The sequence below is a fragment of the Plantibacter sp. LMC-P-059a genome (assembly GCF_030209505.1).
GTDB lineage: Bacteria > Actinomycetota > Actinomycetes > Actinomycetales > Microbacteriaceae > Plantibacter.
Genome location: NZ_JARVRZ010000002.1, coordinates 192637 through 211357 on the forward strand (window position 1 = coordinate 192637; position 18721 = coordinate 211357).

The window sequence follows — 18721 nt, forward strand, 5'->3', positions numbered from 1 at the left end:
GCGACTCCCATCCTTCGTCTCCCACCGTCGTCGCCTCAGATTAGTGGGCGCGCATCCACGCTTCGATGCCCGACGCGTCGATGGGCAGGGCGTCCGAGAGCACCTCGGCACCGGTCGCCGTCACGAGGAGGTCGTCCTCCAGCCGGATCCCGATGCCACGGAGCTCGGGCGGCACCGTCTCGTCGAAGGCGTGGAAGTACAGGCCTGGTTCGACCGTGAGCACCATGCCCGGCGCCATCGACCCGCCCTGATAGGCCCCATAGGACGACATCGCACAGTCGTGCACGTCGAGCCCGAGGTGGTGGCCGATGCCGCACACGAGGTACCGGCGGTGCTGCTGGCCGGTCGCGCTCAGCGCCTCGTCGACCGACACCGGGAGCAGCCCCCAGTCGTGGAGGCCCTGCGCGATGACCTCCATCGCGGCGTGGTGGAAGTCGGTGAAGTCACGCCCTGGCCGAACCGCCGCCATGCCGGCCCGGTGGGACGCCTCGACGAGGTCGTGCACGCTGCGCTGCTCGGGGCTGAAGGTGCCGGACACCGGGAAGGTGCGGGTCACGTCGGCCGTGTAGAACGCGCGCGTCTCCACGCCCATGTCGAGCAGGATGGCGTCCTCGTCCCGGACGGGTCCGTCGCAGCGCACCCAGTGCAGGGTCGGGGCATGGGCGCCACTGCCGACGATGGTGGAGTACCCGGGTCCGTTCCCGGTCGTGCGGGCGTGGCGGTCGAAGGTGCCCTGCAGCCACCGTTCCCCGCCGCCCGCCACCGCGGTGGGCAGCTCACGGATCACCGCGGAGAACCCGCCGACGGTGGAATCCACGGCCCGGCGCAGCTCGGCGATCTCCCACTCGTCCTTGATCATCCGGAGCTCGGACAGGACGCGACCGAGTTCCGGCGAGAGGGTCAGCGGCGCGAGCGCCTCGTGCCGCGACGTCAGGCTCCCGGCGAGGTGCGGGCGCTCGACACCGCGGAGGGCGTCCGGGAGCGCCGACAGCAGGTCGACCCGCAGATCGAGGACGGCCGACCAGTCGGACGGCCCAGGGGCTGACCCGACCCACAGCTCACCGTGGTTGGCGTCGGCGAAGAAGCCCGTCTCGCCCGGGTGCGCCGGAGCGGGGATGTACAGCGTCGCATCGTGCCCGGAACCGCTCGGTCGCAGGACCACGACGGCGTCCTCCGCGGAACACCCCGTTGCCCAGAAGAAGTCGCTGTTCGGCCGGAAGTCGTAGTTCGAGTCGTTGGCGCGGACGGGGGCCCTGCCGGACGCGATCACGAGGGTCCGACCGGGGAAGGCGGCGCTCAACCGCTCCCGATGCGCCGCCGCCGCTGCGGCGATCCCCGGCTCCACCGGGGGTGTGCGGTCCGGCGTGCCCCACCCGGTGCTGAGGAACTCGCGGAACGCGGGCACCTCGGTCAGTCGGGGCAACCGCGGGTCCGGGGTCGCGGGCCTCGGCATCGACGCGGCAGGTGCCTCGGCGGTCGCCGGGGCGATGCCCGCCACCTGCGCGGTCGTGTCGGCTGGGTCGATCATGCGTGCTCCTCGTCATCGCGACGTCCGCCGCGCTCGTCCACCATCGCGAACAGGCGCCGCACCACGGCGGCGTCCTGGATCCCGTCGTGCTCGTACTCGTTCGTCACCCAGGCGGTCGCCCCGCCCACGGCGTCGACCGTCTCCAACTGCAGCTGGGCGTCGACGTACATGTCGTCGTAGTACACGGCCGCAGCCACGGGCACCGTGCTCGCCCGCAGCGTGTCCGGGTCGTACAGCGGATCCCAGTCGGACTTGGTGGCCAAGAGCTCGACGGCGTCCCGGAACGGCCGGAGCGCGCGGATCTCCTCGAACATCCACGGGTAGACCATCTCGCCGGTGAAGCGGAGCGGTCTGGCCGTCTCGGCGAAGGCGGGGCGGGCATCGCGTTCGGCCTGCGCGGCCCATCCGGTGGCACCGAAGCCCGCCGAGCCGTAGATGCTCTCCTGCAGGGCGATGAAGAGCGGGTTGTCGACGTAGGAGGTCCTCCCCCACACCTGGGCGAGGAAGGTGTCGCTCAGGCGGTCACCGGCGTCGAACGCCTCGTCGAGCAGCCAGTGCAGCCGCTCGTACCCCGGCTTCATGCCGAAGTCGATGCCGAGGTTCTGGAAGCGGCGGACCGTCAGCCGGTCCCCGTCGGGCAGGAGCACCTCGTCCTCGGCGAGTCGGTCGGCGATCCGGGAGACGGTGTCGACGTCCTGCGGGTAGCGCTCGGCGAACGCCAGGTTCTTCCGCTCCGTGCGCGGGTAGGTGCGTCGATACACCTCGGCGGCGGAGGGCCGGACGCTCGCGAGACCGCCGGTGACGTAGCAGGCCGCCAAGGCCTCAGGGGCACGGGACAGGTAGGTGAGGGTCAGGAATCCGCCGTAACTCTGGCCGAGCGTCGACCACCGACGGCCGCCGAAGACGGCGCGGCGCAGGTACTCGGCGTCGTCGACGATGGAGTCCGCCCGGAAGCGCTCGAGGTACGCGGCCTGCTCGGTCGCGTCGCCGATCGCCGCGATGGCCCGACCGTCGATCCTGGTGCTCCGGCCGGTGCCGCGCTGGTCGAGCAGGAGCACGCGATGCGAGCGGAGCGCCTCGGCGATCCAGCCGTCGCGCGACACCGGGCGTGGGCCCTTGCCTCCTGGACCGCCCTGGAGGAACACCAGGACGGGCAGCTCCTCCCAGCGCCGGACGGGGTCGACGAGCTCGCGTGCGAACAGCGAGATGGTGCGCCCGTCGTCCGGGTTCCGCCAGTCGAGTGGGACGTCCACGGTGTGGTCGGTGACCGCGATCCCGGGGAGCAGATACGTGGTGGTGCGGTGGGTCATGCGTCGGTCCTTCCGGCGGCGCCTGTGGACGTCCGCTCCTGTTCGAGCATGGTGGCACGGGCGGCCTCCCAGCTCGGGTCGATCGTGGGCACGGCGGCGAGCAGGGTCTTCGTGTACTCGTCCTGCGGGTCGTCGAAGATCGCCTCGCGGCTCCCCTGTTCCACGACCCGACCCCGGTGCATCACGGCGACGTCGTGGGCGATCTGCCGCACCACGGCGAGGTCGTGGGCGATGAACAGGTAGCTGAGCCCGCGTTCGGCCTGCAGGTCGCGGAGCAGGTCGATGATGCGCGCCTGCACCGAGACGTCGAGCGCCGAGACCGCCTCGTCGCAGATGACGAGCTTCGGGGAGACGGCGAGCGCACGGGCGATCCCGATGCGCTGGGCCTGCCCGCCGGAGAACTGCCGGGGGTAGCGCTGGAGGTGGTCGGGGTTGAGGCCGACCCGGTCGAGGAGGTCCCGCACGAGCGCGCGTTTGCCTTGCTTCGGCGTGATGCCCTGGTAGTCGAGTGGCGCGGACACGATCCGTTCGACGGTGTGCCGCGGGTTCAGGGAGGAGAACGGGTCCTGGAAGACGACCTGCACCTTCGTGCGGAACGCGGCGAGCGCAGCCCCCTTGGCCGTGGTGACGTCCTCGCCGTCGAAGGTGATGGTGCCGGCGGTCGGCTCGATGAGTTTGGCGATCATGCGGGCGGTCGTGGACTTGCCGCTGCCCGACTCGCCGACGATGCCGAGCGTCTCGCCGGCGCGCACCGAGAACCCGACGTCGTCCACGGCACGGAACCGGGTGGTCCGTGCGCGGATCGCGCCGTCGCCCTTCGTCGTGAAGTCCTTCGTGAGCCCCTCGGCGCGGAGGAGCACCCCGGTGTCGTTCATGCTCGTGCCTCTCCGGTGGTGGTGGTCCTCGCGGGCCGTTCGGTGAACGCGTCGTCGATCCGCGGGAGGGCGTCGAGGAGGGCTCGGGTGTACGGCTCCCTGGGGTGGGAGAAGATCTCCTCCGCGCTGCCCGTCTCGACGGGGTCGCCGCCGCGCATGACGAGTACATCGTCGGCGACCTGGCTGACCACGGCGAGGTCGTGGGTGATGAAGATCATCCCGGCGCCGGTCTCCCGTTGCAGCTCGGACAGCAGCTCGAGGATCTGGGCCTGGACGGTGACGTCGAGGGCGGTGGTCGGCTCGTCGGCGATGAGGAGGTCGGGTTCCAGGCACAGCGCCATCGCGATCATGATGCGCTGACGCATGCCGCCGGAGAACTGGTGCGGGTAGTGGTCGACGCGCCTGGCGGCGTCCGCGATGCGCACGCGCTCGAGCGCGTCGATCGTGACGGCTCTGGCGGCTTTCCGCGATCCCCCGCGGTGCGCGCGGTACGCCTCCTCGATCTGCAGCCCGACCGTGTAGTACGGGTTGAGCGAGGAGAGCGGGTCCTGGAAGACCATCGCGATCCGGTCGCCGCGCACGCGACGCATCTCGCGGTCACTCCGTCCGACGAGTTCGTGGCCGCTCAGCCGGACGCTGCCGGTCGTGCGCCCGCCGCTCGGGAGCAGGCCCATGATGGCGAGCGAGGTCATCGACTTGCCGGAGCCGGACTCGCCCACGATGCCGAGCGTCTGCCCGTGTTGGACGGAGAAGGACGCCTTCCGAACCACGTCGACGTCGCCGCTGGTGGTGGGGAAGGTGACGGTGAGGTCGTCGACCTCGAGGAGCGACGCCCCGGGGACGGGCAGGGAGATGGTCCTGGTGACGGTGGGGCTCATGCGCTCTTCACTCTCACTCTCGGGTCGAGGACCGTGTACACGACGTCGACCACCACGTTGCCGATGACGACGAAGAACGCCGCCAGCAGGGTGACACCCATGATCACGGGTTGGTCGTTCTTCGCGATCGAGTCGGCGGCCAACTTGCCGACGCCGTTCAGGCCGAAGACGGTCTCGGTGATGAGCGCACCGCCGAGGAGTCCGGCGAAGTCCATGCCGAACAGGGTGACGACGGGGGTGAGCGCCGGTCGCAGGGCGTGGCGGCGCAGGATGAGCGGCGCCGGCAGGCCCTTCGCGCGGGCGGTCCGCATGAAGTTCTCGCCGAGCGTGTCGATGACGTTGGCGCGGACGAGCCTCGCGTACATCGACGCGTAGCCGAGGGCGAGCACGATCCACGGCATCAGGTAGTTCTGGAACCAGCGCACGGGGTCCTCGGCGAACGGGACAGCCTGCGGGAACGGCAGGATCTGCAGTTGCACCACGAGCACGTACTGCAGCAGGAGCGCGAGGAAGTAGTTCGGGAGGCTGATGCCGGCGAGGGCGACCATCATCGCCCCGCGGTCCCAGCCGGTGCCCTGCTTGACGGCGCTGAGCAGGCCACCGCTGACGCCGACGAGCAGCCAGAGCACCGCGGCGCCGACGGCGACGGTCACGGTCACGGGGAAGCGCGCGACGATCATGTCCATGACCGACTCGTTGGTCTGGAAGCTGAAGCCGAGGCACGGTGCCGCGCAGGACACGGCCGAAGCACCTTCGCCGTAGCTCCGCCCCATGACGAGGCCCCGCAGGAACTCGAGGTACTGCTGCCAGAACGGCTGGTCGAGCCCGAGCTGCGCACGGATCTGGTCGATCCGGTCCGGCGTGCAGGTCTTGCCGCAGATCTGCACCGCCGGGTCCGGCGAGAGCAGGAAGAAGATCATGTAGGTGAAGAGGCTGATGAGCAGGAGGATGCCGATCGCCGAAGCGATGCGACGCAGGAGGTAGAGGGTCATGAGGCGGCGTCTCCCGAGTCGAGGGCCTTGCGCAGGTGGTCGCCGAGCACGGTGAACGACAGCACGGTGAGGAACAGGAAGGTACCGGGGATGAGGAAGTACATCGGGTCGACCGCGTACCAGCCGACCGCGCTCGCGATCATCTGGCCCCAGCTCGGTGTGGGCGGGGTGACGCCGACGCCGAGGAAGGACAGTCCGGCCTCCGTGCCGATGAAGCCGGGCACGGCGAGCGTTGCCAGGACGATGATGGTGCCGCGGAGGTTCGGCAGGATCTCGCGGAACACGATGCGGATGCCCCCGGCACCCGAGGCGCGCGCCGACTCGACGAACTCGCTCGTCCGCAGCGACATCGCCTGACCGCGCACCACGCGGGCCGTGTACGGCCAGCCGAAGATGCTCAGCACCACGACCAGGAGGACCGGCCGGTTGCCCGCCGGCAGGGCCGACAGGAGCGCGATCATGAAGATGAGCGACGGGAACGCCATGAGGAAGTCCATGACGCGGGAGACGACCTGGTCGACCCACCCGCCGTAGAAGCCGGCGAGCATGCCGAGCACGACGCCGAGCACGGTCGTGACGATCGTCGCCGAGACGGCGATCGACAGCGACACCTGCGCACCGAAGGCGATGCGCGCGAAGATGTCGCGTCCGTTCCCGGGTTCGACCCCGAACCAGTGCTCGCCGGAGATCCCGCCGAGCGCACCGACCGGCACGCCACCGAGGTCGGAGTCCACCGCCGACTTGTCGAAGGTGTACGGACCCCAGCCGCTGATGGCGGTGATCAGCGGGGCGAGGATCGCGAGCAGCACGACGAGCACGATGAAGGTGACGCTGAGCAGCACCGGGGGGCTCTTGCGGAGGGTGGCGATCACCCGCCGCGCGGGGGTGGGCGCACCGGCCGGTGCACCCACCTCCTCGGCGACGGTGGTCAGCTCACTGGGAACGGACGACGACATCTGCGGCTACCGGCCTTCCGACTACTTGCCGGCCGAGGACAGGCCGACGGACACGTAGTCGATACCGCCGGAGTAGCCGGCGTGGGAGTACGCACCGGCGACGTTGGCGCCGACGACCATGACCGTCTTCTCGAAGAGCAGCGGCACGGTCGGGACGAGCTTCTGGATCTGCTCGTCGAGGGCGCCCCAGGCGGCGTTCGCCTCATCGGTGTCGGTCATCGCGCGGATCTCGGCGATGCGCTCGTTGACGGCCGGGTCGTTCAGCTGGGCGATGTTCGAGTTGCCCTTCGGGAAGATCTGCGAGCCGTCGAACAGCGGCGGCAGGAAGGTCGAGCCGGAGGCCCAGTCCGGGCACCAGCCGGTGATGGCGGCGTCGTTCTGCTGCGACGTCGTGCCGATGACCTCGTAGTAGGTCGAGGTGTCGATGAGGTTGAAGTTCACCGTGATGCCCGCCTTCGCGAGCGCCTGCTGCACCGCCTCGGCCTGGGCCTGCATCTTGGGCTGGCTACGGATGTCGAGGGTGAAGGAGAAGCCGTCGGGGAGGCCTGCCTCGGCGAGGAGTTCCTTGGCCTTCTCCGGGTCGCCGGCGTTGTCCTTGCTGGGGTACAGGTCGAAGTCGGTCTGACCGGCGACGGTCGGCGGCAGCATGGTGGTCGCGATGTCCGCGAGCTGCGAACCGCCCGAGGCGTCCTTCACCGACTCGCGGTCGATGGCGTAGGCGATGGCCTGGCGGACCAGCGGGTTGTCCATGTTGGGCTTCGTGGTGTTCAGGCCCATGTACGTGGTGCAGCCCTGGAGGCCGGAGATGGTGCGCGCCTTCAGCGCGGGCGTCTGGATCCGGGAGATGGAGGCCGCCTGCACGGAACCGGCGATCGCGTTCGCGTCGTCACCCTGGCCGGCGATCATGCGCTCGTCGATGGTCGAGGCGTCGAGCCCGAAGGTGAAGTCGAAGCCGTCGGGGTAGGCCTTGCGGACGTCGTCCGTCTTCGCGTCCCACTCGTCGTTGCGGACGAGCTTCAGTTGCGAACCGCGCTCGTAGCTCTCGACCTTGTAGGGGCCGGAGGAGATCGGCATCTTGTCGAGGCTCGTGGTCGTCACCCGCTCGGTGTCGGCCGGGAACGGGACGAAGCTGTTCTGCCCGACGACGCTCGCGAAGTCGGCGAAGGGTTCCTTGAGGGTGAAGACGATGGTCTTGTCGTCCGGCGTCTGGATGGACGGCAGGTCACCGGTGATGTACGGACCCTCGTACGTGTCCGCGCCGGCGATGGTGAGGCGGGCGTAGGGCGAGCCGACGGCGATGGCCGGGTCGAAGGAGCGCTCGACGCCGAACTTGACGTCGGCGCTCGTGATGGGCGTTCCGTCCTCGAACTTGAGGTCGTCCTTGAGCGTGAAGGTCCACTGGAGGCCGTCGTCGCTCACGGTGCCGAGGTCGGTCGCGAGGTCGGGGACCATCTCGGTGCCCTTGGCCCCTTCACCCGTGGACTGCGTCGTCAACGTGCGGTAGATGAGGCGGTAGAAGTTGTTCACGCCGCCGTCGAAGCCCTGGACCGGGTCGAGGTGGGAGAAGTCCGCGTTCAGCAGGACGTCGACGGTGCCACCCTTGACCGGGGTGCTGGAGGGGCCTTCACCTGCCGAGCCCGAGCCCGCGGAGGTACACCCCGCAAGGAGGAGGACGGCCGCCGCCGCGAGGGCGGGGATGGAGAATCGTTGCTTCATGACGCTCTGCTTTCGTGTGGATCGGGCGGATGCCCGCGGATGGAGAGGGTGGAGCGGTGCGAGGGGAACGGGTCGAGGAAGGTCAGCGGGCGCGGAACCACACGCGCATGGCGCCGGGTCCGCGGTTGCCCCACAGGGCGTAGGGGATGAGGGTCGCGGTGGTCTCGCGCATCGGCTCGGCGGGCGGTGGCGTCGCTCCGGCGGGCGTCGAGCCGCCGCCGGTGAGCGCCGGGTAGAGCACGGCCGGCGCCGGCGCGTCCGCCATGGCCGGGAGGAGGAGCGCGACCGCGTCGATCCGCTCGGTCTCGAGGATGCGACGGTGCTCGACGACGGCGCGATCGGCGTCCGCCGGCGAGAGGCGGAGCAGGTCGAGGTCGGTCGTGCCGTCCTCCTGCTCGGCGCAGTAGACGACCGGTCCGCGCGCGAACGCCAGTGATCCGCGGAGCGCGTCGACCGAAGGGTGCGCGCCGTGCGCCCTGACCGGCATGGGGAGGTCGAGTTCGACCCGCTCACCCGCCGTCCACCGGCGGCTGAGACGGATCCAGCCGTCGACCGGTCGGGCGTCCCCGGCCTCGCCGGCGACACGGAGCGTGGCGTCCGTCGCCCAACCGGGCACCCGCAGGGCGAGCTCGACCTCGGCTTCCTCGGCGGCGTCGACCGTGACGACGACCGACCCGTCCCACGGGTACGCGGTGTCGACCGTGCAGCTGAAGCGCTCGGTCTCGATGGTCGCCGCGGTGTACTGGGCGAGCTCGATCCCCACCGGGGTGACCACGGCGAGGTGGTCCTGGAGCTCGGCGGTCCAGCGCACGATGTTCGGCGGGCAGCACGGGCAGCCGAACCAGCTGCGACGGAGCAGTCCGCCGTCGGGCTCCGCCCCGGAACGCTGGAGGTGGTCCGGGCGACGCTGGAGCGGGTTGTCGTAGAAGAACGCGGTGCCGTCGGCCGAGAGTCCGGCGGCGTAGGCGTTGTAGAGGACGGTCTCGAAGGTGTCGAGCACGGCCGAAGAACCGGTCGCGAGGTACATCCGCCAGGACCACTGCATGACCGCGATGGCGGCGCAGGTCTCGCTGTACGAGCGCTCGGAGGGCAGCTCGTAGCGGTCGCCGATCGCCTCGTCGGAGTGGCGGCTGCCGAGCCCGCCGGTGAAGTAGAGCTTCGTCTCGACCATGTCGTCCCACAGACGCTGCAGGGCTGCGAGGAGGCCGTCGTCGCCCTGTTCGAGCGCGACGTCCGCGGCACCGGCGGCCAGGTAGGCCATCCGCACGGCGTGGCCGGTCACGGAGTCCAGTTCGCGGAGCGGCGCCGAGTCCTGGAAGTACTCCGCCGGGAAGACCCGGAGTTCGACGGTGCCGTGGCCGCGACGGTCGACGAAGGCGGACGCCAGCTCGAGGTAGGACCGCTCGCCCGTCTCACGGAACAGCTCGACGAGCGCCATCTCCACCTCGGGGTGCCCGCACACCTGCGGGTCGCCGTCCGGTCCGAACCGCCGGACGGCGAGATCGGCGAACGCTCGCGCGACGTCCAACAGACGCCCGTCGCCGAGCCTCCGCTGGGCGGCGACGGCGGCCTGGATGAGGTGACCGAGGTTGTAGAGCTCGTGCCCCCACGCCAGGTCCTCCCAGGGCTCCTTGTCGATCTCGGGCGCCTGGAAGTAGGAGTTGAGGTAGCCGTCCTCACGCTGGGCCGCCTGGATGACGGCGACGGCCTCCTCGTAGAAGTCGCGGACCGTCCGGGTGACCTCGTCCTCGTCGCCGTCCTCGGCGAGCAGGTAGGCGAGCCCCTCGAGCGTCTTGAACACGTCGGTGTCGAGGAACGGGTAGCGGCCTCGGAAGGCGCCCGTCGCGTCGGCCGGATCGGCGACCCTCGCGAGGTTGTCGAGGTTGCCGGCGAGTCGGAGCTGCTCGATCGCGTGCGGCGCGGTCGCCCGGCGGTTCCGACGCTGCCACGCACCGAGTTCACCCTCGCCCAACCGGACCCGGCCGGCGGCCACGGGGACACGGTGTCCGGCAAGAGGGTGGACGGCACCTGCCTCGCGATCCGCGCGCACGGCGGCGCTCGCTGTTCGGGCGTCTTCGTCGAAGCTCATGGGCGACAGGCCTTTCTGTACCGTGTGACACAGTACACCGATACCGGTTTGTGGTGGGTGACACATTACTCACCCGCTCCAGCGGACTGTCAAGCGCCGACGACCGATCCCAGGAGATGGAAACACCGCCGTAACGAGCGCCACTCAGCGAGCGTGGAGCCTCATGCGCTAGGGTTGGACCACTCGCGTTCGATCGCACCATCCGGTGCGGGGTTCGCTTGCGTCGTAGAACGCTCCCTCTCTCCCCTACATGGCATCCCAGCGGTGCATGCCAGGGTCGATGACACTTCATACGGCGAACGGATGCGCGATCCTGCGCCTTCGCCACCTCCCACCAGCGACGACGCCGACGGAAGCACGCCGTATCACCCATGCGATCACTCGCGTGAGCGATGCAGCCCGTGAGGAATCACGACGGCCGTGCCCGCCACTGCAGCACTTGTGCGCCCGGCAGCCGTCATCGAAGCTCGTGGCCGTGCCTGAAAGAGACACACACCCATGACCGAAGCAGCCCCCATCACCTTCGACGCCCTCGGCGTCCCGGCACCACTCGTCGCCTCCCTCGCGAAGGACGGCAAGACGAGCGCGTTCCCCATCCAGATCGACACGCTCCCCGACACCCTCGGCGGACGCGACGTCCTCGGCCGCGGCAAGACCGGCTCCGGCAAGACGCTCGCGTTCAGCATCCCGATGGTCGCCCGGCTCGGCGGCGCACTCGCCGGCGGCAAGCGCCGCCCGGGTCGCCCGCTCGGCCTGGTCCTCGCGCCGACGCGTGAGCTCGCCACCCAGATCGCGGCGGTCATGCAGCCGCTCGCGGACGCCTACTCCTTGAAGACCACCACGATCTTCGGCGGCGTCTCGCAGAAGCGTCAGGAAGAGGCCCTCCGCGCCGGCGTCGACATCGTCATCGCCTGCCCCGGCCGCCTCGAGGACCTCATGAAGCAGGGCTTCGTGAACCTCGACGCCGTGGAGATCACCGTCCTCGACGAGGCCGACCACATGGCCGACCTCGGCTTCCTGCCGGTCGTCACGCGCATCCTCGACAAGACGCCTCGCGGCGGACAGCGTCTGCTGTTCTCGGCGACGCTCGACAACGGCGTGGACAAGCTCGTCCGCAAGTTCCTCCAGAACGAGGTGCTCCACTCGGTGGACGAGGCGAACTCGCCCGTCGCCGCCATGACGCACCACGTCTTCACGACCCCCTCGGTCGAGTCGAAGAAGGACCTCATCCAGGCCCTCGCCTCCGGCAGCGGCCGTCGCATCCTCTTCATGCGCACGAAGCACCACGCGAAGAAGCTTGCGAAGCAGCTCACCGACTCCGGTATCCCCGCCGTCGACCTGCACGGCAACCTCTCGCAGGTGGCCCGCGACCGCAACCTCGCTGCCTTCAGCGCCGGGACCGCCAAGGTCCTCGTCGCCACCGACGTCGCCGCCCGCGGTGTGCACGTCGACGACGTCGAGCTCGTCATCCACGTCGACCCGCCGACCGAGCACAAGGCGTACCTGCACCGCTCGGGCCGCACCGCTCGTGCGGGCAGCGCCGGTGACGTCGTCACCCTCGCGATCCCCGGCCAGATGGACGACCTCAAGAAGCTCCTCCGCAAGGCCGAGATCAACGTCACCCCGCAGGCGGTCACCGCGACCTCCCCGGCGGTCCTCGAGCTCATCGGCGACGTCGCCGCCTACGTGAAGCCGGCGCCCCGCGCGGCCGTGCAGCCGCAGGGTGGTGGCGGCGGTGGTCGCTCGCAGGGCGCCAACGCGCAGCGCAAGCGCGCCGCACGCGACGGCAACGGCCTCGGCAACGGTCACCGCGACCGCGACGGCGCCCGTGCCGGCGCGAGCCGCGACGGTGCACCCCGTGAGGGCGGTCAGGGCGGCGGCGGTCGTCGTGGCGGTCGTCCCGCCGGCGGTCAGGGTGGCCAGGGTGGTCAGCGCTCCGGTGCCGGCCGTTCCGGTGGCGCCCGCGCCGGTGCCGGTGCAGCCACCGGTGGCAGCCGGACCCACTACAGCACCGGCTACGCCGCGAACTCGGGCGCTCCGGCGGAGTCCTCGCGTCCGCGAACGAACCGTCGCGCGTCCAGCAGCAACTAGCAGCGACCCGCTCGATCGAAGCGCCGTCCACCTCCGGGTGGGCGGCGCTTCGCCGTTCCCGCGGCCCCGATTTCGCCGGACGGGTGCTGTCGGGATACGGTTCCACCATGAACGCCACCGCAGTCGTCCGCCCGATCCGAGACGTCGACGCCGAGTCCTTGGGGCGTGTGCACGCCACCACCTGGCACGAGACCTACGACCACCTGATCAGCTCCGCCACCCTCGCGAACCTCTCCCCTCGCCGTATGGCCGAGCTGTGGACCCACTGGGCCGCGCAGGGTCCCGAGTACACGCACTTCGCCGCGCTCGTCGACGGCGAGATCGTCGGGTTCTCGGGTTCGGGCCCCGGCCGCGACGAGGACATGCCGCGCGAGCGTGAGCTGTACTTCATCTACCTGCTGGACGCCTGGCACGGCACGGGCATCGGGCAGCAGCTCTTCGACGCCGCGATCCCCGACGGCCAGCCCGCCTACCTCTGGGTGGCCGCCGACAACCCGCGCGCGCACCGCTTCTACGAGCGCAACGGGTTCCAGGCCGACGGTGCGGCGCGCACCGAGCCGTTCCTCGGCGAGACCATCGACGAGGTCCGCCTCACCCGCTGACCCCGCCCGGCACTGAGCCAGCCCGGGTCCCTGAGCCTGTCGAAAGGCCGGTCCCCGAACCGCTCTCCCGGTCCCTGAGCCTGTCGAAGGGCTAGCGCAGCCGGCCGACGGAGGCGAGGGCCGCGCGCAGCAGGGCGCCGCGGCCACCCTCCATCTCGGCGGCGATCGCATCGGACGACGCCGCCTCGGGCGTCATCCACGTGAGTTCGAGGGCGTCCTGCCGCGGTTCGCACGTCCCCGTCACCGGCACGACGTACGCGAGCGCGACGGCGTGCTGCCGGTCGTCGGAGTACGGCGAAAGCCCGGGGAGCGGGAAGTACTCGGCCACCTGGAACGGCACGGGTGACGCCGGGAGCAGCGGGAACGCCATCGGACCGAGGTCCTTCTCGAGGTGGCGGAAGAGCGCGTCGCGGATGGTCTCGCCGTACATGACGCGACCGGAGACGAGCGTGCGCGTCATCTCGCCGAGAGCGGTGGCCCGCAGCAGCACGCCGACCTCCGTCACGACGCCGAAGCCGTCGACCCGGACGGGTACGGCCTCCACATAGAGCAGCGGGAGGCGGCGGCGGATCTCCTCGAGTTCGACGTCCGACAGCCAGCCCGGATTGGAATTGCCGGGGAGATCGGGTTCCGGGTTGGGATCTGGGGTGCGAACGCTCATAGCTCCTTCATACCGCATGGAGCCGAACGGCGATCCAGGCGGGCGGCGGTTCGACGCGGCGTCCCCCGGTCGACACCGCGATCATAGGGGCCCCGCCCACCGGACGCGATGCCGGTCGCGGTGTCGGTGGTGTGCTGGATGATGGAACCCATGACCGAGGTGCTCGAGCGCTTCTCCCCCGCCACACGCGACTGGTTCGAGGGGGCGTTCGTCGCGCCCACGCCGGCTCAGGCGGGTGCGTGGGAGGCGATCTCGCGGGGTGCCAACGCCCTCGTCGTGGCACCGACCGGATCGGGCAAGACGCTCTCCGCCTTCCTGTGGTCGATCGACCGCCTGCTGTCCGAGGCGATCGCGGAACACGGGGCGAAGCGGCGGACGGGCGTGCCGCTCAGCGGTCTCGAGGCCGACGAGGCGGAGGCGGCCGCCGCCCAGCGCGACCGCTCGCGCGGCACCCGCGTGCTCTACATCTCCCCGCTGAAGGCGCTCGGGGTCGACGTCGAGCGCAACCTCCGCACGCCGCTCGTGGGCATCGCCCAGGCGGCACGACGCCTCGGCACCGAACCGCCGACGATCAGCGTCGGCGTCCGTTCGGGCGACACCCCGTCGGCCGACCGCCGCGCCATGGCCAAAGAGCCACCCGACATCCTCATCACCACGCCCGAGTCGCTGTTCCTCATGCTGACGAGCGCGGCCCGCGAGACCCTCCGCACGGTCGACACCGTCATCATCGACGAGATCCACGCGGTCGCCTCGACGAAACGCGGCGCGCACCTCGCGGTTTCGCTGGAGCGGCTCGACGCCATGCTCGACAAGCCCGTCCAGCGCATCGGGCTCTCGGCAACCGTGCGCCCGGCCGAGGAGGTCGCACGGTTCCTCGGCGGCCGCGCGCCCGTGGAGATCGTCTCGCCTCCCGCGGCCAAGACCTTCGACCTCCGGGTCGTGGTCCCCGTCGACGACATGACCGATCCCGACGCCGGCATGCGGACACCGGGCGAGGCCGACGACGACGGCAGTGGCGGCGGCTTCACCGGCTACACCCCGAACAGCGACGGCGGCGGCGAGGACCGCGTCGGCAGCATCTGGCCGCACGTCGAGGAGGCCATCGTCGACCGCGTGCTCGCCCACCGCTCCACGATCGTCTTCGCCAACTCACGGCGGCTCGCCGAGCGTCTCACCGCCCGACTCAACGAGATCAACGAGGCCCGGCTCAGCGAGAGCGCCCTCGTGACGCCGGGCGCCGGGCGCCCGCCCGCCCAGCTCATGGCGCAGAGTGGCCAGACCCGCGGCTCGGCGAGTGTGGCGGCCGCAGCGGCCCGCCCCGCCACGGAGGCGAGCGACGACGACATCCCGCTGCTCGCCCGAGCCCACCACGGCTCCGTCTCGAAGGAGCAGCGCGCCGGCATCGAGGAGGACTTGAAGTCCGGTCGGCTGCGGTGCGTCGTCGCGACCTCCAGCCTCGAGCTCGGCATCGACATGGGCGAGGTCGACCTCGTCATCCAGGTGGAGTCCCCGCCGAGCGTCGCCAGCGGTCTGCAGCGCGTCGGACGCGCCGGCCACCAGGTGGGCGAGGTCTCTCGGGGTGTCCTGTTCCCGAAGCACCGTGCCGACCTCATCAGCACCACGGTGGCGACGGAGCGGATGGAGGCCGGGCTCATCGAGGCGATCGAGGTCCCGTCGAACCCGCTCGACATCCTCGCGCAGCAGACGGTCGCGGCGGTCGCACTCGACGAGCTCGGCGTGGAGGACTGGTTCGAGACCGTCAAGCGCAGCGCTCCGTTCGCTTCCCTGCCCCGTTCGGCCTTCGAGGCGACCCTCGACCTCCTGGCCGGGCGCTACCCTTCCGACGCCTTCGCGGAACTGCGCCCGCGCATCGTCTGGGATCGTGACGCCGGGGTCCTGACGGGTCGACCGGGGGCCCAGCGCCTCGCGGTCACGAGTGGTGGCACCATCCCCGACCGCGGCCTTTTCGGCGTGTTCATGGTCGGCGAATCCGGTGCCGGGGCTCGCGTCGGAGAGCTCGACGAGGAGATGGTCTACGAGTCCCGCGTGGGCGACGTCTTCGCCCTTGGTGCGACGAGCTGGCGCATCCAGGAGATCACCCACGACCGCGTGCTCGTGACCCCGGCGTTCGGCCAGCCGGGGCGGCTGCCGTTCTGGAAGGGAGACGGCATCGGACGCCCGGCCGAACTCGGTCGTGCCATCGGCGCGTTCGTGCGCGAGCTCGACACCACGGGAACCGGTTCGACCCCGCGCTTGGAGGCTGCCGGACTCGACGAACGGGCCATCAGCAACCTCGTCGCCTACGTCCGTGAACAGCGCGAAGCGACGGGCGTCGTCCCGAACGACACCACGCTCGTCGTCGAGCGCTCACGCGACGAACTCGGTGACTGGCGCGTCATCCTCCACTCCCCCTACGGACTCCGCGTGCACGCACCCTGGGCGCTCGCGGTCGGCGCCCGGGTGCAGGAGCGGCTCGGCGTCGACGGCTCGGCGGTGGCGAGCGACGACGGCATCATCGTGCGGCTTCCCGACACCGAGAGTGAGCCGCCGGGAGCCGAACTCTTCGTCTTCGAGCCGGAGGAGCTCGACGCCCTCGTGACGCAGGAGGTCGGCGGGTCCGCCCTGTTCGCCTCCCGGTTCCGAGAGTGCGCCGCGCGTGCCCTCCTGCTCCCCAACTACTCGCCGCAGAAGCGCTCGCCGCTGTGGCAGCAACGCCAGCGCTCGGCCCAGTTGCTCGAGGTCGCGAAGCAGTACCCGACCTTCCCGATCATCCTCGAGACGCTGCGCGAGTGCCTGCAGGACGTCTACGACCTCCCGGCTCTCGACCACCTCGCGCGCGAGCTGCAGTCACGCGCGATCCGCATCGTCGAGACCACGACCGATCAGCCGTCGCCCTACGCCCGGTCCCTGCTCTTCGGCTACGTCGGCGCGTTCATGTACGAGGGCGACAGCCCGCTCGCCGAGCGCCGGGCTGCGGCTCTCGCGGTCGACAGCACGATGCTCGGCGAGTTGCTCGGTCGGGTGGAGCTCCGCGAACTCCTCGACCCCGGCGTCATCGAGCAGACCGCCCTCGAACTGCAACGACTCGACCCGGAGCGACGACTCAAGGGGGTCGAGGGTGTCGCCGACGCGCTGCGGATGCTTGGTCCGCTCACCGTGGACGAGATCGCGGCCCGCACGATGTTCGACGGGGTCGCCGTGTCGACCGACGGCGAGGCGAGCCGCGGTGACGACCCGGACGCCTGGGTCCCCGACCCGGCGCGCTCCGCCGCAGCCGTCGCCGAGCTCGAACGCACGAAGCGCGTCATCCGCGTCCCGATCGCCGGGGAGGAACGCTTCGCCGCCATCGAGGACGCGGGCCGTCTCCGCGACGCCCTCGGGACGCCCCTGCCGATCGGTGTCCCGGTGGCCTTCACCGAGCCGGTCACCGATCCCCTCGGCGACCTCCTCGCCCGGTACGCCCGCACCCACGGGCCGTTCACCACCGGGCAGGCGGCCAGGCGGTTCGGGCTCGGCACGGCCGTGGTCCAGCACACCCTCGCTCGACTCGCCGACGCCGGACGCGTGGTCAAGGGTGAGTTCCTCCCCGCCGGCCGGCAGCAGACGGGGGACGACGCCGACCGCGGCCCGACCGACGCCACCGAGTGGTGCGACGCCGGCGTCCTCCGCAAGCTGCGCATCCGCTCGCTCGCCGCGCTCCGCCACGAGGTCGAGCCCGTCGAGCAGCAGGCCTTCGCCCGGTTCCTGCCCGTGTGGCAGCACCTCGGCGGGACACTCCGGGGCGTCGACGGCGTCGCGACCGTCATCGACCAGCTCGCCGGCGCGCCGATCCCGGCCTCGGCCTGGGAGTCGCTCATCCTGCCCTCGCGGGTCGCCGACTACAGCCCGGCCATGCTCGACGAGCTCACCGCGACGGGCGAGGTCGTATGGTCGGGCAGCGGCTCCATCCCCGGCAACGACGGCTGGGTCGCCCTCCACCTCGCCGATACGGCGCCACTCACGCTGCCACTGACCCCCACCCCGCACACGCCGGACGCCCTGCAGACGGAGCTGCTCGCGACCCTCGGCGGCGGCGGCGCGTACTTCTTCCGGCAGCTCGCGGAATCGGTCGGGTCGACGGACGACAAGCTCCTCGTCGACGCCCTCTGGGAGCTCGTGTGGGCAGGGCTGGTGACCAACGACACCTTCTCCCCACTGCGCACGCTCGTCGGGTCCGGAGGCGGTACCTCGGCCCACCGGGTGCAGCGGCAGACCCCGCGCGCGAAGCTGTACCGCGGACGCAACCTGCAGCGCCCATCGATGTCCACGCGCGCGAGCCAGACCCTCGGAGGCCGGTGGTCGATCCTGCCGCTCGCCGAGCAGGACGCCACCATCCGGGCCGTCGCGACCGGCGAGACCCTGCTGGAGCGCTACGGCGTCGTCACCCGGGGTTCGGTGGTGGCCGAAGGCGTCGTCGGCGGCTTCGCCCTCGCCTACCGGGTGTTGAAGCAGTTCGAGGAGAACGGCCGTTGCCGACGCGGGTACTTCGTGGAGCGACTCGGGGGTGCCCAGTTCGCCTCCTCGGGCACGGTCGACCGACTGCGGAGCTTCATCCGCACCGACGACGACCCGCCGCTCGCCGCTGTGACACTCGCCGCGACCGACCCCGCGAACCCGTATGGCGCCGCACTCGGCTGGCCCAGCCAGGAGGTCACCGGCGTGAAGCACCGGCCGGGGCGGAAGGCCGGCGCGCTCATCGTCCTCGTCGACGGTGCGCCCGTCTACTACCTCGAACGCGGTGGCAAGACCGCGCTGGTGTTCACGGAGGACGAGGACCAGCTCCGCGCCGGCGCGCGGTCCCTCGCGTCGACGGTGACGGCGGGGCGCATCGAGAAACTCGGGATCGAACAGGTGAACGGTACCTTCGTCCTCGGCACCCCGACGGGCCACGCCCTGCGCGAGGCCGGTTTCGTCGAGACACCACGCGGGTTGCGGCTCCGGCGTGGCTGAACCGGGGTGGCTGGTCGCCGCCACGGGTTGCGCC

General features: G+C 71.0%; 12 protein-coding genes. 3 read left to right on the forward strand and 9 right to left on the reverse strand.

What is annotated here, in order from left to right; genetic code table 11:
• Positions 1-40: 40 nt before the first annotated feature.
• The 8 genes from QRN27_RS04345 to QRN27_RS04380 form a co-directional block, all read right to left on the reverse strand.
• Positions 41-1528, reverse strand: a complete 1488-nt coding sequence (locus tag QRN27_RS04345; protein ID WP_350224086.1) for an aminopeptidase P family protein — start codon at positions 1526-1528, stop codon at positions 41-43.
• A complete protein-coding gene (locus tag QRN27_RS04350; protein ID WP_285040862.1) occupies positions 1525-2838 on the reverse strand; it encodes an alpha/beta fold hydrolase in 1314 nt (437 codons plus the stop codon). The genes QRN27_RS04345 and QRN27_RS04350 overlap by 4 nt, the downstream gene beginning before the upstream one ends.
• The gene (locus tag QRN27_RS04355; protein WP_285040863.1) at positions 2835-3713 is read right to left on the reverse strand and encodes an ABC transporter ATP-binding protein; all 879 of its coding nucleotides are present in this window, start codon (positions 3711-3713) and stop codon (positions 2835-2837) included. Before QRN27_RS04355 ends, QRN27_RS04350 begins: the two co-directional genes overlap by 4 nt.
• A complete protein-coding gene (locus QRN27_RS04360) occupies positions 3710-4591 on the reverse strand; it encodes an ABC transporter ATP-binding protein (RefSeq protein WP_285040864.1) in 882 nt (293 codons plus the stop codon). The genes QRN27_RS04355 and QRN27_RS04360 overlap by 4 nt, the downstream gene beginning before the upstream one ends.
• Entirely contained in the window at positions 4588-5583 is a 996-nt protein-coding gene (locus QRN27_RS04365; RefSeq protein WP_056008304.1) for an ABC transporter permease, read from the reverse strand. Before QRN27_RS04365 ends, QRN27_RS04360 begins: the two co-directional genes overlap by 4 nt.
• On the reverse strand, positions 5580-6539 hold the full coding sequence (locus QRN27_RS04370; RefSeq protein ID WP_285040865.1) for an ABC transporter permease: 960 nt from the start codon (positions 6537-6539) through the stop codon (positions 5580-5582). The genes QRN27_RS04365 and QRN27_RS04370 overlap by 4 nt, the downstream gene beginning before the upstream one ends.
• A gap of 21 nt (positions 6540-6560) precedes the next feature.
• The gene (locus QRN27_RS04375) at positions 6561-8255 is read right to left on the reverse strand and encodes an ABC transporter substrate-binding protein (RefSeq protein ID WP_285036663.1); all 1695 of its coding nucleotides are present in this window, start codon (positions 8253-8255) and stop codon (positions 6561-6563) included.
• Positions 8256-8337: 82 nt separating this feature from the next.
• Positions 8338-10344 carry a glycoside hydrolase family 127 protein gene (locus tag QRN27_RS04380; RefSeq protein WP_285040866.1) on the reverse strand — a complete coding sequence of 669 codons (2007 nt, stop codon included), beginning with the start codon at positions 10342-10344 and terminating at the stop codon, positions 8338-8340.
• Between the two features lie 498 nt (positions 10345-10842).
• Between QRN27_RS04380 and QRN27_RS04385 the strand changes: the two genes are divergently transcribed.
• Positions 10843-12435 (forward strand): DEAD/DEAH box helicase, encoded by a 1593-nt coding sequence (locus QRN27_RS04385; RefSeq protein ID WP_194669259.1) that lies wholly within the window; start codon positions 10843-10845, stop codon positions 12433-12435.
• 107 nt (positions 12436-12542) lie between these two features.
• Complete coding sequence (locus QRN27_RS04390; protein ID WP_285040867.1) at positions 12543-13037, forward strand: GNAT family N-acetyltransferase; 495 nt, start codon at positions 12543-12545, stop codon at positions 13035-13037.
• A 91-nt stretch (positions 13038-13128) separates the two neighbouring features.
• Here the strand turns inward: QRN27_RS04390 and QRN27_RS04395 are convergent, their stop codons facing one another.
• Complete coding sequence (locus tag QRN27_RS04395; RefSeq protein ID WP_056008317.1) at positions 13129-13698, reverse strand: NUDIX hydrolase family protein; 570 nt, start codon at positions 13696-13698, stop codon at positions 13129-13131.
• A 150-nt stretch (positions 13699-13848) separates the two neighbouring features.
• Here QRN27_RS04395 and QRN27_RS04400 point away from each other — a divergent pair, with 150 nt between their 5' ends.
• Entirely contained in the window at positions 13849-18687 is a 4839-nt protein-coding gene (locus QRN27_RS04400; protein ID WP_285040868.1) for an ATP-dependent helicase, read from the forward strand.
• Positions 18688-18721 lie beyond the last annotated feature (34 nt).